The sequence below is a fragment of the Gemmatimonadota bacterium genome (assembly GCA_009692115.1).
Lineage (GTDB): Bacteria > Gemmatimonadota > Gemmatimonadetes > Gemmatimonadales > GWC2-71-9 > SHZU01.
Map to the genome: position 1 here is coordinate 220,317 of SHZU01000004.1, position 16,451 is coordinate 236,767.

Consider the following 16,451-nt stretch of genomic DNA (forward strand, 5'->3'; position numbering starts at 1 on the left):
CATGACTCGCTCACTCATTCTCGCGGCGCTCCTCGCCTCTCCTGTGTTCGCTCAGGCCCCGGCCGGTCCCGGCGGCCCGCCTCCGAAGCCCTTGCCGCTGGAAGCCAAGCGGAAAAGCGAATTCACCGCCACCAAGGGCACTTGGATGTCCTTGGATGTAAGCCCCGATGGTCAGACCATCGTGTTCGACCTGCTGGGTGACATCTACACGATGCCGATCGGAGGGGGCAACGCCACGCCGTTGATGACCGGCATGGCGTTCGACGCCCAGCCGCGGTTCAGCCCCGACGGGAAGAGGATCACTTTCGTATCCGACCGGAGCGGCGGCGACAACCTCTTCACCATGATGCTCGACAAGTCGGACACCACCCAAATCACCCAGGGCAGCGCCTTCCAGTACGTCTCGCCGGAGTGGTCGCCGGACGGCAAATCCATTGTCGTGAGCCGGGGTAGCGGCACCTTCCCGACGGCCAAGCTGCATCTCTATCCGGTCGATGGCGGCTCGGGCTTTCCGCTGATTCAACCCGGTCCCCAGACCGCGAACCTCAAGACGCTTGGGGCCGCCTTCAGTCCGGATGGCCGGTACGTCTGGTTCGCGGCCCGGTCCGGCGACTGGCACTACAATGCCGTGTTTCCCCAGTACCAAATCGGGTCGTACGATCGACAGACGGGTGCCATGACCGAACTCTCGAGCCGGTATGGGTCCGGGTTCCGCCCGGCCGTGTCACCGGACGGCAAGTGGCTGACCTATGCCTCCCGCCATGAAGCGAATACCGGCCTTCGGATCCGGAGTCTCGTCACCGGGGATGAAAGCTGGTTGGCGCATCCGATTCAACGCGATGATATCGAGGCCCGGGCCACCCTCGATGCCTTGCCCGGCTACGCCTTCACGCCCGACTCCCGGGCCGTCATTATCTCGTACGGGGGCGAAATTTGGCGAGTGCCGGTCGACAAATCGGCCCCCGCCAAGATCCCCTTCAGCGTCGAGGTGAAACTCGACGTCGGGCCCGAGGTGAAATTCGTCTATCGGGTCGATACCACGGCCAACCTGGTGGCCAAACAGATCCGCAATCCGGCCGCGTCGCCCGACGGCAAGCGACTGGCGTTCGTGGCGCTCGACCGGGTCTATGTCATGGATCTCCCCAGCGGAACACCCCGCCGGGTGTCGACCGCCGATGTCGGAGAATACCAGCCGGTGTGGTCGCCGGATGGCAAGTCGATCGCCTACATCACCTGGGCTGACGCGGCCGCCGGTCACCTCATGAAAGCGGGCGTTGATGGCCGGCCGGTTCCGCCGGTGCAATTGACCCGGACGGCCGCCCTCTATAGCAATCCGGCCTGGACTCCCGATGGGGCTCGGATCGTCGCCACGCGCCAAGCCGGTCGCGATCTTGTCGAGGCCTCCGGGAACGGCGGCGGGGTCATTGGCGGCGATTTCGTTTGGGTTCCCGCGGCCGGCGGCGAGGTCAAGATGATCGCGCCGACGGCCGGCCGCGATGTGGCGCATTTCGTCACCAGCCAGCCGGACCGGATCTACGCGTCGAGCTTCGGAGAGGGGTTGGTGTCGTTCCGCTGGGACGGAACCGACGTGAAGCAGATTATCCGGATCACCGGGCCGTCGCCGTTTGGCGCGGTGCCTGGAGGCTCCACCCTCGAGCCCGAGGGTGAGCTCGTGTTCCTGCCCCGCCGGGTGTCACCGGTCAAGGCCGCCGATTTCCGCTTGATCGACGCGCTGGAAGGCGGAGCGCCGTTCCTGCCGGCCAGTCTGATCATGATCGCTCCCAGTGGCGATCGGGTCCTGGCGCAGGTCCAGACCGACGTGTTCTCCATGCCGCTGGTCCAGGTCGGCGGGCCGGTGCCCAACGTCAACGTCATGGGTGGGGGCGGCGTGTCGGTTCGGAAACTCTCCGATGTCGGCGGCGAATTCCCGTCGTGGGGCGGCGATGGAAAGTCGGTCCACTTTGCGTTGGGCAACGTCCTGTTCAGCTACAATCTGGACCGGGCCAAGATTGTCGATGACAGTCTCAAAGCCGTCAACCGCACCAAGGCGGACAGCGTCCGGGTCAAGGCCGCGATTCAAGACAGCGTCAAAACCTTGAAAGCCCTGGGCGACAGCTTGATCAAAGCCCTCACTCCCGTACCGGATTCGATCAAGATCAAGATCTTCGATCTCGAGAACCGGCGGGCGGCCGACACGACGAAGGCCAAGCCCGACACCAGCAAGGCCAAGAAGGACGAGAAGCCCGGCTACAAGCCCGAGGAACTCAAGATCAAAGTCGAGGTCGCGCGCGATCTGCCCCGAGGCGTCGTCGTCCTTCGCGGCGGCCGCGCGGTGACGATGAAGGGCAAGGAGATCATCGAGGACGCCGATGTCGTGGTCCGTGACAACCGGATCGTCGCGGTCGGGGCACGGGGTCAGGTTGTCATTCCCTCCGGTGCCAAAGTCATCGACGTGACCGGCAAGACCATCATGCCGGGCATGGTCGACACCCACTACCATGCCCAGTGGCTGATTCCGGAAATTCACCCGAGCCAAGCGTGGCAGTACCTGACCACCCTGGCGTATGGCGTCACCACCACCCGCGACCCGCAGACGGCGGTCAGCGACATCCTGAGCTACCAGGATCGAGTCGAGGCGGGCGGGATGGTCGGCCCCCGGATTTACTCGACCGGCCCCGGATTGTTCGGCAGTGACAACATCAAGGACCTCGATCACGCCAAGACCTTCTTGAAGCGATACTCCCAATACTGGGATACCAAGACCCTCAAGATGTACATGTCGGGCAACCGCCAGCAGCGGCAGTGGATCCTCATGGCCGCCAAGGAACTCGGCATCATGCCCACCACCGAGGGCGGGCTCGACTTCAAGCTGAACTTGACCCACGCCCAGGACGGCTATCCCGGAATCGAGCATGCGCTGCCGATCACTCCGATCTTCGACGACGTGGTCCAGTTGTTCAAGACCAGCCAAACCACCAACTCGCCCACGCTCTTGGTGTCCTACGGCGGGCCGTTTGGTGAGAACTACTTCTATTCGACTGAAGACGTGGTTGGCGACAAGAAGCTCGCCACCTTCATGCCGAAGGGTCAGATCGATTCGCGGGCGCTTCGACGCGGTTCAGCTTTTGGCTACCAACAGGGTGGGTGGTTCAACAAAGACGAGTATGTCTTCTCCCGTCACGCCGAGTTCATCAAGAAGCTGATTGAAGGCGGCGCGCGGGCGGCGGTGGGCGCCCATGGCCAGATTCAAGGAATCGGCAATCACTGGGAACTCTGGGCCATGGCGTCGGGAGGCTTGTCCAATCACGATGCCCTGCGGGCGGCCACGATATATGGCGCCGAGGCGATCGGGATGGGCACCGACATCGGTAGCCTGGAAGCCGGCAAGCTGGCCGACATTCTGGTGCTCGATAAGAACCCGCTCGAGAACATCCGGAACAGCAACACGATCAAGTACATCGTGAAAAACGGCCGGGTCTACGAGGGCGATACCCTGAACGAGATCTTCCCGCGGGTCCGGCCCATGGCCAAACAGTGGTGGGCCGACCTCAAACCGGTGACCGCCGCCGGTCTTAAATAGCTGGAGGCGCCGAACGGAACGGGGCGGGCCTTCTGGGCCCGCCCCGTTTGCGTTTTGGGCTCAAGGCGCCACCATGCTGGTCCAGAGTCGATCGTATGCGGTCCGGAGTACCTCACGACTCGTGGCCCGGCTCTGCAGCAGCGTCACGCCCTCGATCATCGCCTCGATCGAGGCCGCGTCCGCAATGGCCTCGCTCGGAAGGCTGAGCAGTCGGGCCACGGCGGCCCGAAACGACTCCCCCCGCCGGGGCTCCGTTCCACGGTATCCAGCTCCGGCCAGCGAGACCCAGGCGCCGAACCGGCCCGAGTCGACCTCCGCGACGATCTCCTCCCAAAGCCGGTCGATCCCCTCAATCCCGTCCCCTCCAGCCAGCGCCTCGAACCGCCGATCCCACCGGGTCCGCTCGATCTCGCCAGCCGTCAGATCAAGCAGTGCGGCCTTCGACCGGTAGTGATAAAGGACCAGTCCCTTCGCGCATCGGGCCCCCCGAGCCACTTCCTCGAGACTCCAGCCCGCCAACCCCTTCCGGACCACGACCGCCACTGATTGATCGAGAATCACTTGCTTAAGCATCCTGAACACTGGGCCGAATTGACCGTACGGTCAAGTCTCGGGTGCCTGGGTTGCCCAAATCCGAGAATCATCAAACCCATAATTCGCAGAGACTGACTAACCGGTCAAGTGACTCCTCAACCCAGCCGAGTGCCGAGCCCCTGAAACCTATTGGAACGTCCCCCCGTAACTCATCCTATGTCAAATCCAACCCCGCCCTCGATGCCGTCGGTCTTCTCGCCGCTCGCAAAATCGCTCTTGGATGCCTTCTCTGAGGGCGTTGTCGTTTTTGATGCCCAGGGCAAAGTTTTGTATGCCAACCAAAACGCCCGCGAATTAGGCCTCGACCTCTCGCAGACGTCCCGGGAGTTGATGCCCCAGTTGGCCGAGTTTGGGGGCCGGCTTAAGCCGCTCAAGGTCGGGACCATCGATCTGGGTGAGGCGATGTTCTTGCCAGGCAACGCTGGCCCGAAGACGCTTGCGGAACGGGAAAAGGAAGCCATCGTTCGTTCGCTCGACGCCAACGCCTGGAAATTGGCTGAAACCGCCCAAAGCTTAGGGATCAGCCGCACCACCTTGTGGCGCCGCCTCCGGGCCTATGGCCTCCATCGCGATGGCCGAAGCAAGTGGGCCCAAGCGTCCTAGATCCCGAGTCGCCGGCCACCCCACTCCGCCACCCCCACCCGCGCCTCCCAAACCCGTCCGTCCAAAGTCCTTCGATCTTGTGTTCGGAGCCATTCGCTGAGACCTTCCTCGCGATGCGTACCCTTGCCTTCGGACTGCTCGTCCTGCCGTTTGGTTGCCCAATTCCGGCCGCCCCGGCGCTCGACGGTCCTGGGGTCGTGTCGGTCGAGTGGACCGCATCGCGGTCCGGCGGGTTCGCCGCCCGCCCGGAAGTGTCGTGGTGCCCCGCCGATTCCATGCTTGAAATCCTCGCGATCCGCGGCGACACTGCCTTTGGACTAACCCTGTTCGCCCAAGATTCACTCCGATTGGGCCACTTTCCGGTGGTGTCCGGTGCGGTGTCATCGAGCTGGCGGCCGCTCGCGTTCGGCGCGCTCCGGTTGGTCAACGATTCGGCGAACATCGGGTTCGAGGCCACCGGGGGCAATGTCCAGGTGACCCGGGCCGACGGGGGCTTTGTCTCCGGAACCCTCGACGCCCGGTTCAAGCTCGTCGACGGTCCCGACACCCTGAGAGTCACGGGCAAGTTTCTCGACTTGATGATCAACCCGGCGGTCGGGCAGTGCGGCCGGGTCTTCAAGCCGAGGCCATAGCGGCATGCCCGAGCAGACCTATTTTCGCAAAGGCTTCGGACTCAAGGGGGCCATCGAAGGGCTCCTCACCGCCGACTACCACAGCGGCGTCATCGACGCCTTCAAGGCCAACGGGTACCGGCTCTCGGTTGGCCCGCTCACCTTCCGCCTGGCCAAGGAGTTCGGGTTCTGTTACGGCGTCGACCGAGCGGTCGAGTACGCCTATGAAACCCGAACCAAGTTTCCGGATCGCCAACTGGTGATGGTTGGTGAGATCATCCACAACCCGCATGTCAACAAGAAACTCGAAGCCATGGGCCTCGAGTTCATTCACCGGGGCGAAGACGGTCACTTCGACTTCTCGGGGATCACCGCCGACCATGTCGTGATTCTTCCCGCCTTCGGCGTCACGATTCAGGACTTCACCACCCTTCGGGCCATCGGTTGCGTGCTGGTGGACACCACCTGCGGTTCGGTGCTGAATGTTTGGAAGCGGGTCGAATCCTATGCCCGCGATGGCTTTACGTCGGTCATCCACGGCAAGTACTGGCATGAAGAAACCAAGGCTACCGCAAGCCAGGTCACCAAGTTCCCCAATGGCCGTTATTTGGTGCTCTTCGACATGGCCGAGGCCAGGCAAGTCATCGCCTATCTGGAACACGGCGGCGATGTGACCGGGTTGGCCGAGCGGTTCGCCAAGACGGCATCTGAGGGGTTCGATTTCGACCGCGATCTGACCCGGGTCGGGATCGCCAATCAGACCACGATGCTTTCGAAAGAGTCGCTGGCGATTGCCGAGGAGTTCCGCCAAGCGTTGACTCGGAAGTTCGGCCTCGCGCATGAAGCCGATCATGTCCGCACCTTCGATACGATTTGCTCGGCAACCCAAGAACGGCAGGATGCGGTGGCGGAGTTACTCGATGACCCGCCCGACATGATGGTCGTGGTCGGCGGCTACAACTCCAGCAATACGAACCACTTGGCCGCCCTTTGTGCCCGTCGGGGAGTCCCGACCTTTCACATCGAAGACGCCGATTGCATCGATCCGGCCGCCGGGACGATTCGGCACCGTCCGGTCGGCGCGAAGCAGGAAATGGTGACCCCCGCCTGGCTCGGCGGGACCCGGACCATCGGTCTGACCGCCGGCGCTTCGACGCCGAACAACAAGATCGGTGAGACGGTGGTTCGGATTGCCATCGGGCTCGGAATCGACCCCGCCGACCTGCTTCGGTAGTTCTGCGGTGAGGGCGTAGCGGAGTTAGCTTTGGGGCGCTACACTCCCGGCCTCTATGTCGATCCGCGAAACGCTCGAATCCCTGCCCTCGATTGTCGCCCGGCGGGTCAATTCCCGGGAAGGTTTCTTCACCGCCGGCCGGATGTTTGCCCTGGTGGCGGAGACCACCGTTTGGCTCCGATTGCCGGTTCCTACCGGAGCCCAGGTGGTCGAAACCCTGGTGGGCCTGCCGTTGGTCGATCCGCCGATTCCGAACGGACTGACCTGGGTTGCGGTGCCAGTCGCCCTGACCGACCCGGCCGAACTGCACGACCTGATTCTTCAATCCCACCAGGCGGTACGCCAGGCCGGCCGGCGAGCCCGCCGCGATCGCTCAACCATGCGGCGACGGCGAACCCGGACCCCCGCCTAACTGGGCGGGGCCAGCATCCGGGCCACCGCGGCGATCGTGAGCGGGGCGCTCCCCTCTGCTCGATTGTTCACCAATACATAGGCCGGCAGCCGAAGCCCGGCTGCCGTCTGGACCAGCCGCACCAAGTCACCCCGCAACGGAGCATTGGGTTCCTGGATCCGGTCGTAGGGCTGGAATTGGTCCACCGCATCGGCGTAGGTCCGGCCTGGTTTGAGGAGGGCTCGGGCCACGATAAAACGGGCGGTGATCGAATCGGGATGATCCAATTGCTCGCCGATCGAAGGCATCCGGGTCCAGGAATTGAAGACGTGGGCCACCCCGTGTTCGCGAAGTACCGCAAAGTAGGCCGGGGAGAGGAAATCTTCGTTTCGAATCTCGATCCCGTACTGGCCTTCGGTTGGGAGCCGGCCCAGAAACTGATCCAGCAGCCCGGCGAACTGATCCGGCGTAACCCGGTCGCTTCGGCTGATGGTTGGAAACTCGAAGACGAACGGCCCGGTGTGATCGGCAAAATGGGCTTGGTATGGCTCCCAGATGTCGGAGCGGAACAGGTCCGCGTTGAGGAAGTCCGGGTTGCGCTGGCCCTTCGAGGCGAAGACGGTCAGACGGTCCCACACCTTGCTGACGCAGCGGAAGCCTGCGGGCAGGGCCTTTCCCCAATTCGTGAGGCTGCTTGCCTTGGGCGGGCCGTAGAAACTCGAGTCGATTCCCACCGTCGAGAACAGCGGAAACCGGGCATACTCAGCCAGCATTTTCGCTGTGGCCCCGCTGGCGGGATAGGGTTTTGAATAGACCAAGCCGGTCCACCCGGGATAGGTCCAGGTGGAGGTGCCGAAGTGCACGTCCGGCGGGATCGCTGCCCGGAGCCGCTCCAACTCCTCCGCGGTTGGTCGGAGCTCCGGCATCACGGCTTGGCGACGATCCTGGCCACCCGGCCGGCTGCCGTCATCAGATACAGTTCGCCAGACGCGGCTTGGCCGAAGCTGGTGATTGGGCCGTTCGGCGCGAGGTCGCCCCACTCCCGTTCGTCGGTGGCGGATCCATTGACCAGCCGGAAACTCCGGACCCACCCGCGGCAGTCGTCGGCGTAGGAGTAGGTGCCGGCCAGTCCAGAGATTGCCGTTCCGCGATAGACGTACCCGCCGGTCACCGAGCCGGCCCCGTTGGCGTGGGTGTAGTCAAGCATCGGGAGCACGAGGCCTTGCTGATTGCACGAAGCGGAGCCGAAGCACGACTTACCCTCCATGATATTCCACCCGAAGTTGGCGCCCCGGCTGGCGGACAGGCTCAGCGCGTCGATCTCTTCGATGGCGTTCTGGCCGACATCGCCGATGTAGAGATCGCCGGTCGATCGGTCGAAGCTGAATCGCCACGGGTTGCGAAGGCCGAGGCTCCAGATCTCCGGCCGAGTGCCGGGCTGGCCGACGAACGGGTTGTCGCTGGGCACGGTGACTTGGCCCGCTGCCGACACCGAGAGCCGGACCATCTTGCCTAACAGGGTGGACTGTTTCTGCCCGTTTCTGCCCGTTTTCCTGGGCGTCACCCCCGGAGCCGCCGTCGCCCATTCCGATGTAGAGCTGGCCGTCCGGTCCGAAGGCCACCATCCCGCCGTTGTGATTGGCGAAGGGCTGATCGACCGAGAGCACGATCTGCTCGCTGGCGGGGTCGGTGTAGTTGACGACGAACAGGCCGTTAGTGGCGTAGCCGGGATGAAAGGCCAAGCCGAGGAGCCCTTGTTCGCCGCCGGTCGAGATCTTGGTGCGGACGTCGAGGAACGGAGTCGCCAGCGTGATCCCTTGCTTCACGATCTTGATGGCCCCGGTCTTCTCCACGACGAAGATCCTGGCATTGTCGCCCGGCGGGCTGGTGACCAGCACTGGGAAGCTGAAGGTCCCGACATCGGCGAGTCCGAGCCCGCTGGCGGTTGGTGGTGGCGGGGGGCCGCTGTCGCCCCGGCAGGCGGCGACGAGGCAGCAGAGGAGTAACGGCAGCAATGGGTGCATGGCGTTTAATTTGACCCTATGCGAGCCATTCTGTACACCGGGGCCGGCGGGCCTGAAGTAATTTCGCTGACGGAAGCTCCGACTCCGGCGGTGGCCGCGGGTCATGTCCTGGTCCGGGTTCGGGCTGTTGGACTCAATCGGGCCGACCTCATTCAGCGGAAGGGCGGGTATCCCGCACCTCCTGGTTGGCCGACGAACATTCCGGGTCTCGAGTATGCCGGGGTCGTTGAATCGGTGGGGCCGGGTGTCACCTTGGTCAAGGCCGGCGACCGAGTCATGGGCTTGGTCGGTGGGGGCGCTCACGCCGAGTTCGTGGCGCCCCACGAGCGAGAGCTTGTTCCCGTGCCCGCGGTCTTGACCGACGAACAAGCGGCTGCGGTGCCGGAGGCGTTTCTGACGGCGTACGATGCGTTGGTGGTGCGGGGCCGCGCGGGAGCCGGTGATCGGGTCCTCGTGCACGCGGTTGGAAGCGGTGTCAGCACGGCCGCCGTTCAGTTGGCCAAGTGGATCGGATGCACGGTGGTTGGGACCTCTCGGACCGCCGGCAAGCTTGACCGAGCCCGGGCACTCGGGATGGACGCCGGGATCGACACCAGCGCCGCCGGGTTTCGGGCTGGCGTCGGCGAGCCGGTCAACGTCATCCTCGACTACTTCGGGGGCCCCGCGCTCTCCGACAATCTCGCGGTGTTGGCAACCAAGGGGCGTTTGGTGCTGCTCGGCACTCTGCAGGGCGGGGTGGCCGAGCAGGTGGATGTGGGCCGGATTCTCCGAGGCCGCCTTGAGGTCATCGGGACGGTCATGCGGGCCCGTCCCCACGAGGAACGGGCTCCACTGGTCCAAGAATTCATCCGCCGGGTCATGCCGGAGCTTCAGGCGGGTCGAATGGCGCCGGTGGTCGGGGCTTCATTTCCGATGACAGCCATGGCCGCCGCGCACGCGGCCATGGAGTCCAATCGGGTCTTTGGAAAGATCGTGCTGACCTGGTAGTCCGACTGCTACATGTTCCCTTCGTCGTCGGACGGGCCGTAGATCGAGGGGACCGGGATGTCCTTCATACGCAAGGAGACCGTCAGCTGGGCCCGGTGGTGAATGATGTGGTTCATGACGAAGATGCGGATGACGGCAACCCGCGACATCGCGAAGATGGCGTTCCCGCCGTTCTTGAGGGTCCAGTTGACCGCGAAGTCGGCGTCGGACGCCGCCGCGAGCGCGGCCCGCGCCTTGACGACTTCCGCCTCGAAGACCTCGAGCGTGCGTTTGGCGCTTTCGTAGACGGGTGGCTTCCAGGCGGGTCCGCCGGGCGGGTTCATGTCGAGTTCGGTCATGCTCAGGGTCGACGATGTCCATCCGATCAGGCTCGCGACATGGAGTCCGAGGTCGCCGGCTGAAAACGACTTCGGGTGGGGCTTCCAGGTGGCGGTGGCGTCGGTCAGGCGCTCGAGGACTTTCCTGGTGTTGGCCATCTCATTGTCGAACTCAGGTAGGATCGACTGGGAATATTATTCGACATATCGGCTCCGTGAGAGTTGTCAGGCCCGGTTAGAAGGGGTCGGTGCCCCGAAACGGTTGAGGGGAAAGCTGTGGATTTGTTGGAGAGTTCGCAACCGCCGTGTCAGCGCGGCGGTGTAGTCCGCCCCGGCGTTGTGACGATCCTGGTACCGCCGTCGGTATCGAGCGGTCAACTCGGGGAACTCCCGTTCGAGAATGGGAAGGAAACCGGACCGCGCTACGGGGCCGAGTCTGAGCGCAAACCCGTCCGCGTACCGCGCCCCGGCGTCCTTCCCGGCGGCCATGAGTCCGCCCAACGCGCCCCATCCATCGGTGAGACCAGGGATGATCGGCGCGATCATCAGTCCGACCTCGAGGCCGGCGTCGGCCAGGGCCCGGATGCCCCGAAGGCGGGCATGGGGCAGGGGCGTCTTGGGCTCGAGCCGCCGGATCAGGTCGGGATCGAGTGAAATGATCGACATGTTGATGGAGACCCGATGTCGAGCCGAGAGGGACTTGAGCAGGTTGGCGTCGCGAGCGACGAGGGGGGATTTCGTGGTGATGCTGATCCGGAGCCCGCGGTAGCCGAGCAAGGCTTCCAGTAGCGACCGGGTGACGCCGAACTGTCGTTCGGCCGGTTGGTACGGATCAGTGGCGGTGCCGATCAGGATGGTCCGGTTGCCGACTTTGGATGGGTCGAGCGTTTGTCGGAGTACGTCAGCGGCGTTCTGTTTGATGAAGATTTGCCGTTCGAACGCGGTTCGGGGATCGACGCTCTGGTGGGCGCGGTCGTTCCGTTCCGAGGTCCATCGGTGAGTGTCGCGGGCGTAGCAATAGGCGCAGCCGAATTCGCAGCCGATGTATGGGTTCATGGACCAGAACGTCCTGCCGGTGGCTTCGGGCGGATTGGCAATTCGACGGACCGTGAGCCCGATGAACTCGGTTCCGCGGAGCCGTTGATCGAGGGTCGGAGGCGCCCGAGGCGGCAGGGCGAGCGGCAGGCCGAGTTGGGCTTCGGCGCTCTGGCTCAGCCGCATCGTGACCATCCGCATTGGACGCAGGAAAGGCAGGCACTGGTCGAGATTATCGGACTGGCGCATTCCGGACAGACCCGAATTGCAGGCATCGGCTCGGCGGGCCGCTGGGTTGTTCCATAGTTACGGGGTTTGTTCGGTATCGTCACGAACTCAATATCGGTATTTGTTCGGGGTTGTCAAGAGGAGTGGGGATTTTGGGCAAAAAAAAGAACCCCGACCTTGGAGGGTCGGGGTTCCCCGGACGCTTGCTTACGCGCTGGCGATCCGCTTGACGCCTTCAGCCGCCGGGCCCTTAGCGCCCTGGACGACGTCGAACTCAACCCGCTCACCCTCGGTCAAGGACTTGAAGCCCTCGCCGGAGATGGCCGAATGATGAACGAAGCAATCCTTCGTTCCGTCTTCCGGCGTGATGAACCCGAAGCCCTTGGCGTCGTTGAACCACTTGACCGTACCAGTCGTTCGCATTGCGGTAATCCTTGTTGACTTGGTCCGTTCCTGGCGCACCAGAGAGCCGAACCATTACTGAACCCCCGTGAAAAACCCTCACGAGACGGGACGTTCCCACAACGAGGGGCCTTTCCCCTGCGTTACCAGCGGTCATCATGAATAAGGGGGCCATAGCAAAGCTGGGGCCCCCTACGTCCACTCGGAACTTGTCCGCACTTAGGCGCTTCGACCGCTGACAACAACATAGCAGCAAAAGCCAAAAACGGCAACAGTCGAGTTTGGTGAGGCCCCTTATACTCAATAGGTTAGGGCCTTCTAGTCAGATATTCTCAACCGGGATGAAACCACCATGAGATCGTTCCTGCTTGCCGCAGTCGTCTCGTTTGGACTGACCACCACGGTCGGCGCCCAGGCGCTGACCCCTGGGCAAATCATGCGAATCGACAGTGTCTTTGCCCAGTTTGACGGCACCAATCGTCCGGGCTGCGCCGTCGGTGTCGGGCAGGGCGGAGTGCCTCTCTATAGCCGTGGATACGGCATGTCCGACCTTCAGCAAGGGACGCCGATCACCCCGCGATCGATCTTCCATGTTGCTTCGGTGTCGAAGCAGTTCGCCGCTTTTGCGATTGGGCTGCTCGCGGAAGATCGGGCGATCTCGCTGGACGACCCGGTCCGGAAATACATTCCGGAATTGCCGGAGTATCAGAAGCCGATCACGATCCGTCACCTGATCTACCATACCAGCGGGATTCGGGATCACTGGGAGCTGCTTGGCATGGCCGGCTGGCGGTACCCGGATGACCTCTTCACCCAGGAGGACGTCCTCGACATCGTGATCCGCCAAAAGGCGCTCAACTTCAGCCCGGGCGACGAGTACGTCTATAGCAACTCAGGCTACAGTCTGCTGGCCATGATCGTTCAGCGGGTTTCGGGAAAGTCGCTACGGGAGTTTTCCGAGTTGCGGATTTTTCAGCCGCTCGGCATGACCAGCACCCATGTTCATGATGATCACTCGATGATCGTGCCGGGTCGGACCAGTGCCTTTGTCATGGGGCCCTCGGGCTGGAAGCTCAGCGTGCCCAATTTTGACACTCACGGCGCGACCAGCCTGTTCACCACCGTGGGCGATCTTCTCAAATGGCAGCACAATTTCGAGTCCAAGGTGGTGGGCTCGCCAGGCTTGATCAAGGATGCCCTCACCTCGGCGATCCTGACCAACGGCAAGCCGGCCAACTACGGTTTCGGGATTTCGATCGAGAAGTACCGTGGCGCCGAGGGGTTCGGTCATGGCGGGGCCGACGCCGGCTATCGGGCCGATGTGATCCAGTTTCCGGCCCATCACCTCGAGATTGCCGTGGCCTGCAATTTCGGAGAGGCCACCCCGAACACCTACTCCAGGGCCGTGGCCGACATCGTGTTGGAGGGGAAACTCGAGCCCCGTCCCGCTCCAACCAAGCGGGCAACGGTGGCGGTCCCCGCCGCCCGGCTCGAACAACTGGCCGGGGTCTACAAAGCGGCCGCGAGCGATCAAGTGTTTGTGTTGAGTGTGAAAGACGGCAAGCTGGTGCTCGACAATTATGGTTTGGCGCTCGAGCCGGTGGATCCCAGTCATTTCACCGTGTTTGGAACGCCGGTTGAGTTTGTTGGACCAACGGGGGCGGTGCCCCTCGCAATCAAGATCGCGGCAGCTGGCGATTCGATGGTTCGAGTGCCGGCAGTTCGCCCGGCCGCAGCTCAGTTGGCTCAGTTCGCGGGTTCCTACTGGAGCGACGAGCTCCGGGTGTCGTACCGGGTCGAGCTCAAGGATTCGGTGCTGGTGCTCCATCCGTTTAAGCATCCGGCGCAGCCGTTGCGGCCAGCCTTTGCCGACGCCTTCGTAGGCGGAGAAGCCGGGACCGTGAGGTTCGTCCGGACCAAGGGAGTGGTGTCTGGGTTTCGGCTTACCGGGGGCCGGGTTCGAAGTGTTGCGTTCGTGAAGGGTCGCTAAGGAGACCGTCAGCGGACGAATCCGACCTGATAGGGCACCCCGGCTTCGGCGGTGAATGCGATCGTGTCTGCTCCGACCCGTTCGAGCCTCACGCGTCGACGGCCGGCGGTTACGCCGGTTGCGCCCACCGCCCGGAGGACCGCGCGGCCCCGGCGGGCCGCCACGAGTGTGGCCTTGGCGAGCCGGCCGTCGGCCCAGGTCAGATCGACCGTGAAGCCACCCCGGGCTCTCAGGCCGGAGGCTGATCCAGTGGACCATTCGATGGGCAGCGCCGGGAGCACGTGGATGGCGTTCTGGTGCGATTGGAGCAGCATCTCGACAATGGCCGCCGAGGCTCCGAAGTTGGCGTCGACCTGAAGGGCCTTTCCGCACATTGAGAAGAGGTTCGGCAGCGACGACTTGGTGAGCAGGGCCCGGAACTGATCGAGGGCGGCCGAGCCGTCGTAGAGCCGAGCTTGAAGGCCCTGTTTCCAGCCGTAGGACCACCCGCACCCGCCAGTGCCGCGGCGTTCCAACGTCACCCTTGCGGCCTGGGCGAACGCCGGCGAGGACTCGGGCGTGATTTCACGGCCGGGATAGAGGCCCCAGAGCGGTGAGACGTGCCGATGGTCCGGCTCGAACTCATCCCAATCCTCGAGCCATTCCTGAAGTTGACCGTGTTTGCCGATCTGGTTCGGTGCCAACCGGGGCCGGGCGGCACGGACTTCGGCCACGAGGGCGGAATCGACGGCGAGGCCGGTCGCCGCTTCATCGAACATGGCGAACACCTCCCGGATGATCTGCAGGTCCATCGTGGGCCCGGCCGCCATGGTACGGGCGGTGAGTTCGCCGCCGCTCACTTCGTCAAAGAAGGGTCCGTTACCCGGCGATTTCGGGAAATTCTCGGGCGAGTTCGAGGGGGCGGTGACCAGCCATCCGTGCTTCGGTTCCGGGACCAGAATATCGAGGAGGAATCGGGTTTGGTCGCGGAGCAACGGGTAGATTCGCTCGAGATCAGCGGGGTCGGCGGAGAACCGGTAACGCTCGTACAGATTGGTCATCAGCCAGGCTCCACCCACGGGCCAGGCCCCCCAGGAGGGGCCGTCCATTGGAGTGGTCGATCGCCAGAGGTCGGTGTTTTGGTGGAGGACCCAGCCCCGGGCGCCCCAGTGTTCTTTGGCCGTTCGGGTGCCCGCCTCGGCCACCTCACGCACCAGTTTCTCGAGGGGGCCGACCAACTCCGCCAGGTTGCCGGTTTCGGCGGGCCAGTAATTCATGGGCAGATTGATGTTGACGGTGTACTTCGAGTCCCACCACGGGTTGGAGTTGTCGTTCCAGATCCCCTGCAGATTGGCCGGTTCGGTGCCGGGCCGGGAACTCGCGATCAAGAGGTAGCGGCCAAACTGGTAGTACAGGGCCGCCAAGCCGGGGTCCGGCGCGGTGGCGAACCGCTTGATCCGAAGGTCGGTGGGCAAGCTGTCGGCCTCGGGAAGCCCGGAGCCGAGTTGGAGACCCACCCGACGAAACCAGCGTTGATGCTCGGCCTCGTGGTCGCGTTGGAGGTCCGGATAGCTTCGTCTAGCGGCGGGTTCGAGCACCGCTGCCACCCGCGCCGCCGGATCGCCGGTTACGTCGTGATAGTTGATGAAATTGGTGGCGGCGGCGAAGACCAGCGTCACGGCATCGGCGCGATCGACGGTGAGGGTCCGGCGGCCGACTTCGAGCCGGCCCCCTTCCGGGCGGGCAACCAGGTTGGCTTGATACCGAAGCCGGCCCTCGATGCCGAGGTAGTCGGAACTCTTGCCGGTTAGGCGGAGGGTATTCGGCGCGATTCCGTCGATTTGGAAGTAGTCGGTTCCATAGTTCGAGTGGGCTTGGTTCCGGGCCCCTTCGAGGGCCGCCGTCAACGAGACGGCCCCGGGCCGATCGGCCGAGATTCGGACCACGAGGACTTGGTCGGGCGCGCTCGAGAAGATCTCGCGGACGTAGCGGGTGCCGTCGACGGTGTAGGAGACCCGAACGACGGCGGCATCGAGGTCGAGTTCGCGACGGTACTCGGTGACTCGGTCGTGGCCTGGGAAGGTCAGGCGGAGGTTGCCGAGCGGCTGGTACTTCATCTGCTCGAAGGGGCGGCCCATCATGGCGCGACCGAACAGATCGTGCGCCGCCGCGATGTCGCCGGCGAACAGCAGGCGCTGGATTTCCGGCAGCGCGCGATGGGCTCCGACCACCACCGGGTCGTAGGGGCCGCCGGACCAGAGGGTTTCTTCGTTGAGCTGGATGATCTCGTCGCCGGTGCGACCGAAGACCATCGCGCCGAGGCGGCCATTCCCGACTGGAAGGGCCTGGTTCCAGGTTTCGGCGGGTTGCCGGTACCAGAGGCGGAGATCCGGCCCAATGCGGCCGGGCGGGGCAAGCAGCAGCAGCGCGATGAATGGGTAGCTCATGCCGGAATGTATCCGTTGGGATGCAATGG

The 16,451-nt window shown here is 64.0% G+C and carries 15 protein-coding genes; 7 read left to right on the top strand and 8 right to left on the bottom strand.

From position 1 onward, the window contains the following. The first annotated feature begins 1 nt into the window (after position 1). Positions 2 to 3,580, top strand: coding sequence for an amidohydrolase (locus EXR94_06830; protein MSR02438.1), 3,579 nt, complete (start codon positions 2 to 4; stop codon positions 3,578 to 3,580). Between the two features lie 60 nt (positions 3,581 to 3,640). On the opposite strand, the gene EXR94_06835 is transcribed toward EXR94_06830, so the two are convergent. After that, entirely contained in the window at positions 3,641 to 4,153 is a 513-nt protein-coding gene (locus tag EXR94_06835; GenBank protein ID MSR02439.1) for a TetR family transcriptional regulator, read from the bottom strand. A gap of 177 nt (positions 4,154 to 4,330) precedes the next feature. Here EXR94_06835 and EXR94_06840 point away from each other — a divergent pair, with 177 nt between their 5' ends. The 4 genes from EXR94_06840 (at position 4,331) to EXR94_06855 (ending at position 7,034) form a co-directional block, all read left to right on the top strand. Beyond that, entirely contained in the window at positions 4,331 to 4,777 is a 447-nt protein-coding gene (locus tag EXR94_06840; GenBank protein MSR02440.1) for a hypothetical protein, read from the top strand. 113 nt (positions 4,778 to 4,890) lie between these two features. Continuing rightward, positions 4,891 to 5,409 carry a hypothetical protein gene (locus tag EXR94_06845; protein ID MSR02441.1) on the top strand — a complete coding sequence of 173 codons (519 nt, stop codon included), beginning with the start codon at positions 4,891 to 4,893 and terminating at the stop codon, positions 5,407 to 5,409. A gap of 4 nt (positions 5,410 to 5,413) precedes the next feature. Continuing rightward, positions 5,414 to 6,622, top strand: a complete 1,209-nt coding sequence (locus EXR94_06850; GenBank protein ID MSR02442.1) for a 4-hydroxy-3-methylbut-2-enyl diphosphate reductase — start codon at positions 5,414 to 5,416, stop codon at positions 6,620 to 6,622. A 55-nt stretch (positions 6,623 to 6,677) separates the two neighbouring features. Continuing rightward, positions 6,678 to 7,034 carry a hypothetical protein gene (locus tag EXR94_06855; protein ID MSR02443.1) on the top strand — a complete coding sequence of 119 codons (357 nt, stop codon included), beginning with the start codon at positions 6,678 to 6,680 and terminating at the stop codon, positions 7,032 to 7,034. Here EXR94_06855 and EXR94_06860 read toward each other — a convergent pair. From EXR94_06860 to EXR94_06870, 3 genes are read right to left on the bottom strand one after another with little or no spacing between them, the layout of a single operon-like run. Beyond that, positions 7,031 to 7,939 carry a DUF72 domain-containing protein gene (locus tag EXR94_06860; protein ID MSR02444.1) on the bottom strand — a complete coding sequence of 303 codons (909 nt, stop codon included), beginning with the start codon at positions 7,937 to 7,939 and terminating at the stop codon, positions 7,031 to 7,033. The two genes, EXR94_06855 and EXR94_06860, sit on opposite strands and share 4 nt — an antisense overlap. Continuing rightward, positions 7,939 to 8,520 (bottom strand): hypothetical protein, encoded by a 582-nt coding sequence (locus EXR94_06865; protein ID MSR02445.1) that lies wholly within the window; start codon positions 8,518 to 8,520, stop codon positions 7,939 to 7,941. Before EXR94_06865 ends, EXR94_06860 begins: the two co-directional genes overlap by 1 nt. After that, positions 8,270 to 9,142 (bottom strand): hypothetical protein, encoded by an 873-nt coding sequence (locus tag EXR94_06870; GenBank protein MSR02446.1) that lies wholly within the window; start codon positions 9,140 to 9,142, stop codon positions 8,270 to 8,272. Before EXR94_06870 ends, EXR94_06865 begins: the two co-directional genes overlap by 251 nt. On the opposite strand from EXR94_06870, the gene EXR94_06875 reads away from it, so the two are divergent. Continuing rightward, entirely contained in the window at positions 9,056 to 10,024 is a 969-nt protein-coding gene (locus tag EXR94_06875) for an NAD(P)H-quinone oxidoreductase (GenBank protein ID MSR02447.1), read from the top strand. The two genes, EXR94_06870 and EXR94_06875, sit on opposite strands and share 87 nt — an antisense overlap. 8 nt (positions 10,025 to 10,032) lie before the next feature. Here the strand turns inward: EXR94_06875 and EXR94_06880 are convergent, their stop codons facing one another. From EXR94_06880 to EXR94_06890, 3 genes are all read right to left on the bottom strand, one after another. Further along, positions 10,033 to 10,500 (bottom strand): damage-inducible protein DinB, encoded by a 468-nt coding sequence (locus tag EXR94_06880; GenBank protein ID MSR02448.1) that lies wholly within the window; start codon positions 10,498 to 10,500, stop codon positions 10,033 to 10,035. A 66-nt stretch (positions 10,501 to 10,566) separates the two neighbouring features. Then, the gene (locus EXR94_06885) at positions 10,567 to 11,625 is read right to left on the bottom strand and encodes a radical SAM protein (protein MSR02449.1); all 1,059 of its coding nucleotides are present in this window, start codon (positions 11,623 to 11,625) and stop codon (positions 10,567 to 10,569) included. Between the two features lie 186 nt (positions 11,626 to 11,811). Then, positions 11,812 to 12,027, bottom strand: coding sequence for a cold-shock protein (locus EXR94_06890; GenBank protein MSR02450.1), 216 nt, complete (start codon positions 12,025 to 12,027; stop codon positions 11,812 to 11,814). Between the two features lie 331 nt (positions 12,028 to 12,358). On the opposite strand from EXR94_06890, the gene EXR94_06895 reads away from it, so the two are divergent. Then, positions 12,359 to 13,996, top strand: coding sequence for a class A beta-lactamase-related serine hydrolase (locus EXR94_06895; protein MSR02451.1), 1,638 nt, complete (start codon positions 12,359 to 12,361; stop codon positions 13,994 to 13,996). A gap of 8 nt (positions 13,997 to 14,004) precedes the next feature. On the opposite strand, the gene EXR94_06900 is transcribed toward EXR94_06895, so the two are convergent. Next, positions 14,005 to 16,422: a glycoside hydrolase family 95 protein gene (locus EXR94_06900; GenBank protein ID MSR02452.1), complete on the bottom strand. Its 2,418-nt coding sequence runs from the start codon at positions 16,420 to 16,422 to the stop codon at positions 14,005 to 14,007. Positions 16,423 to 16,451 lie beyond the last annotated feature (29 nt).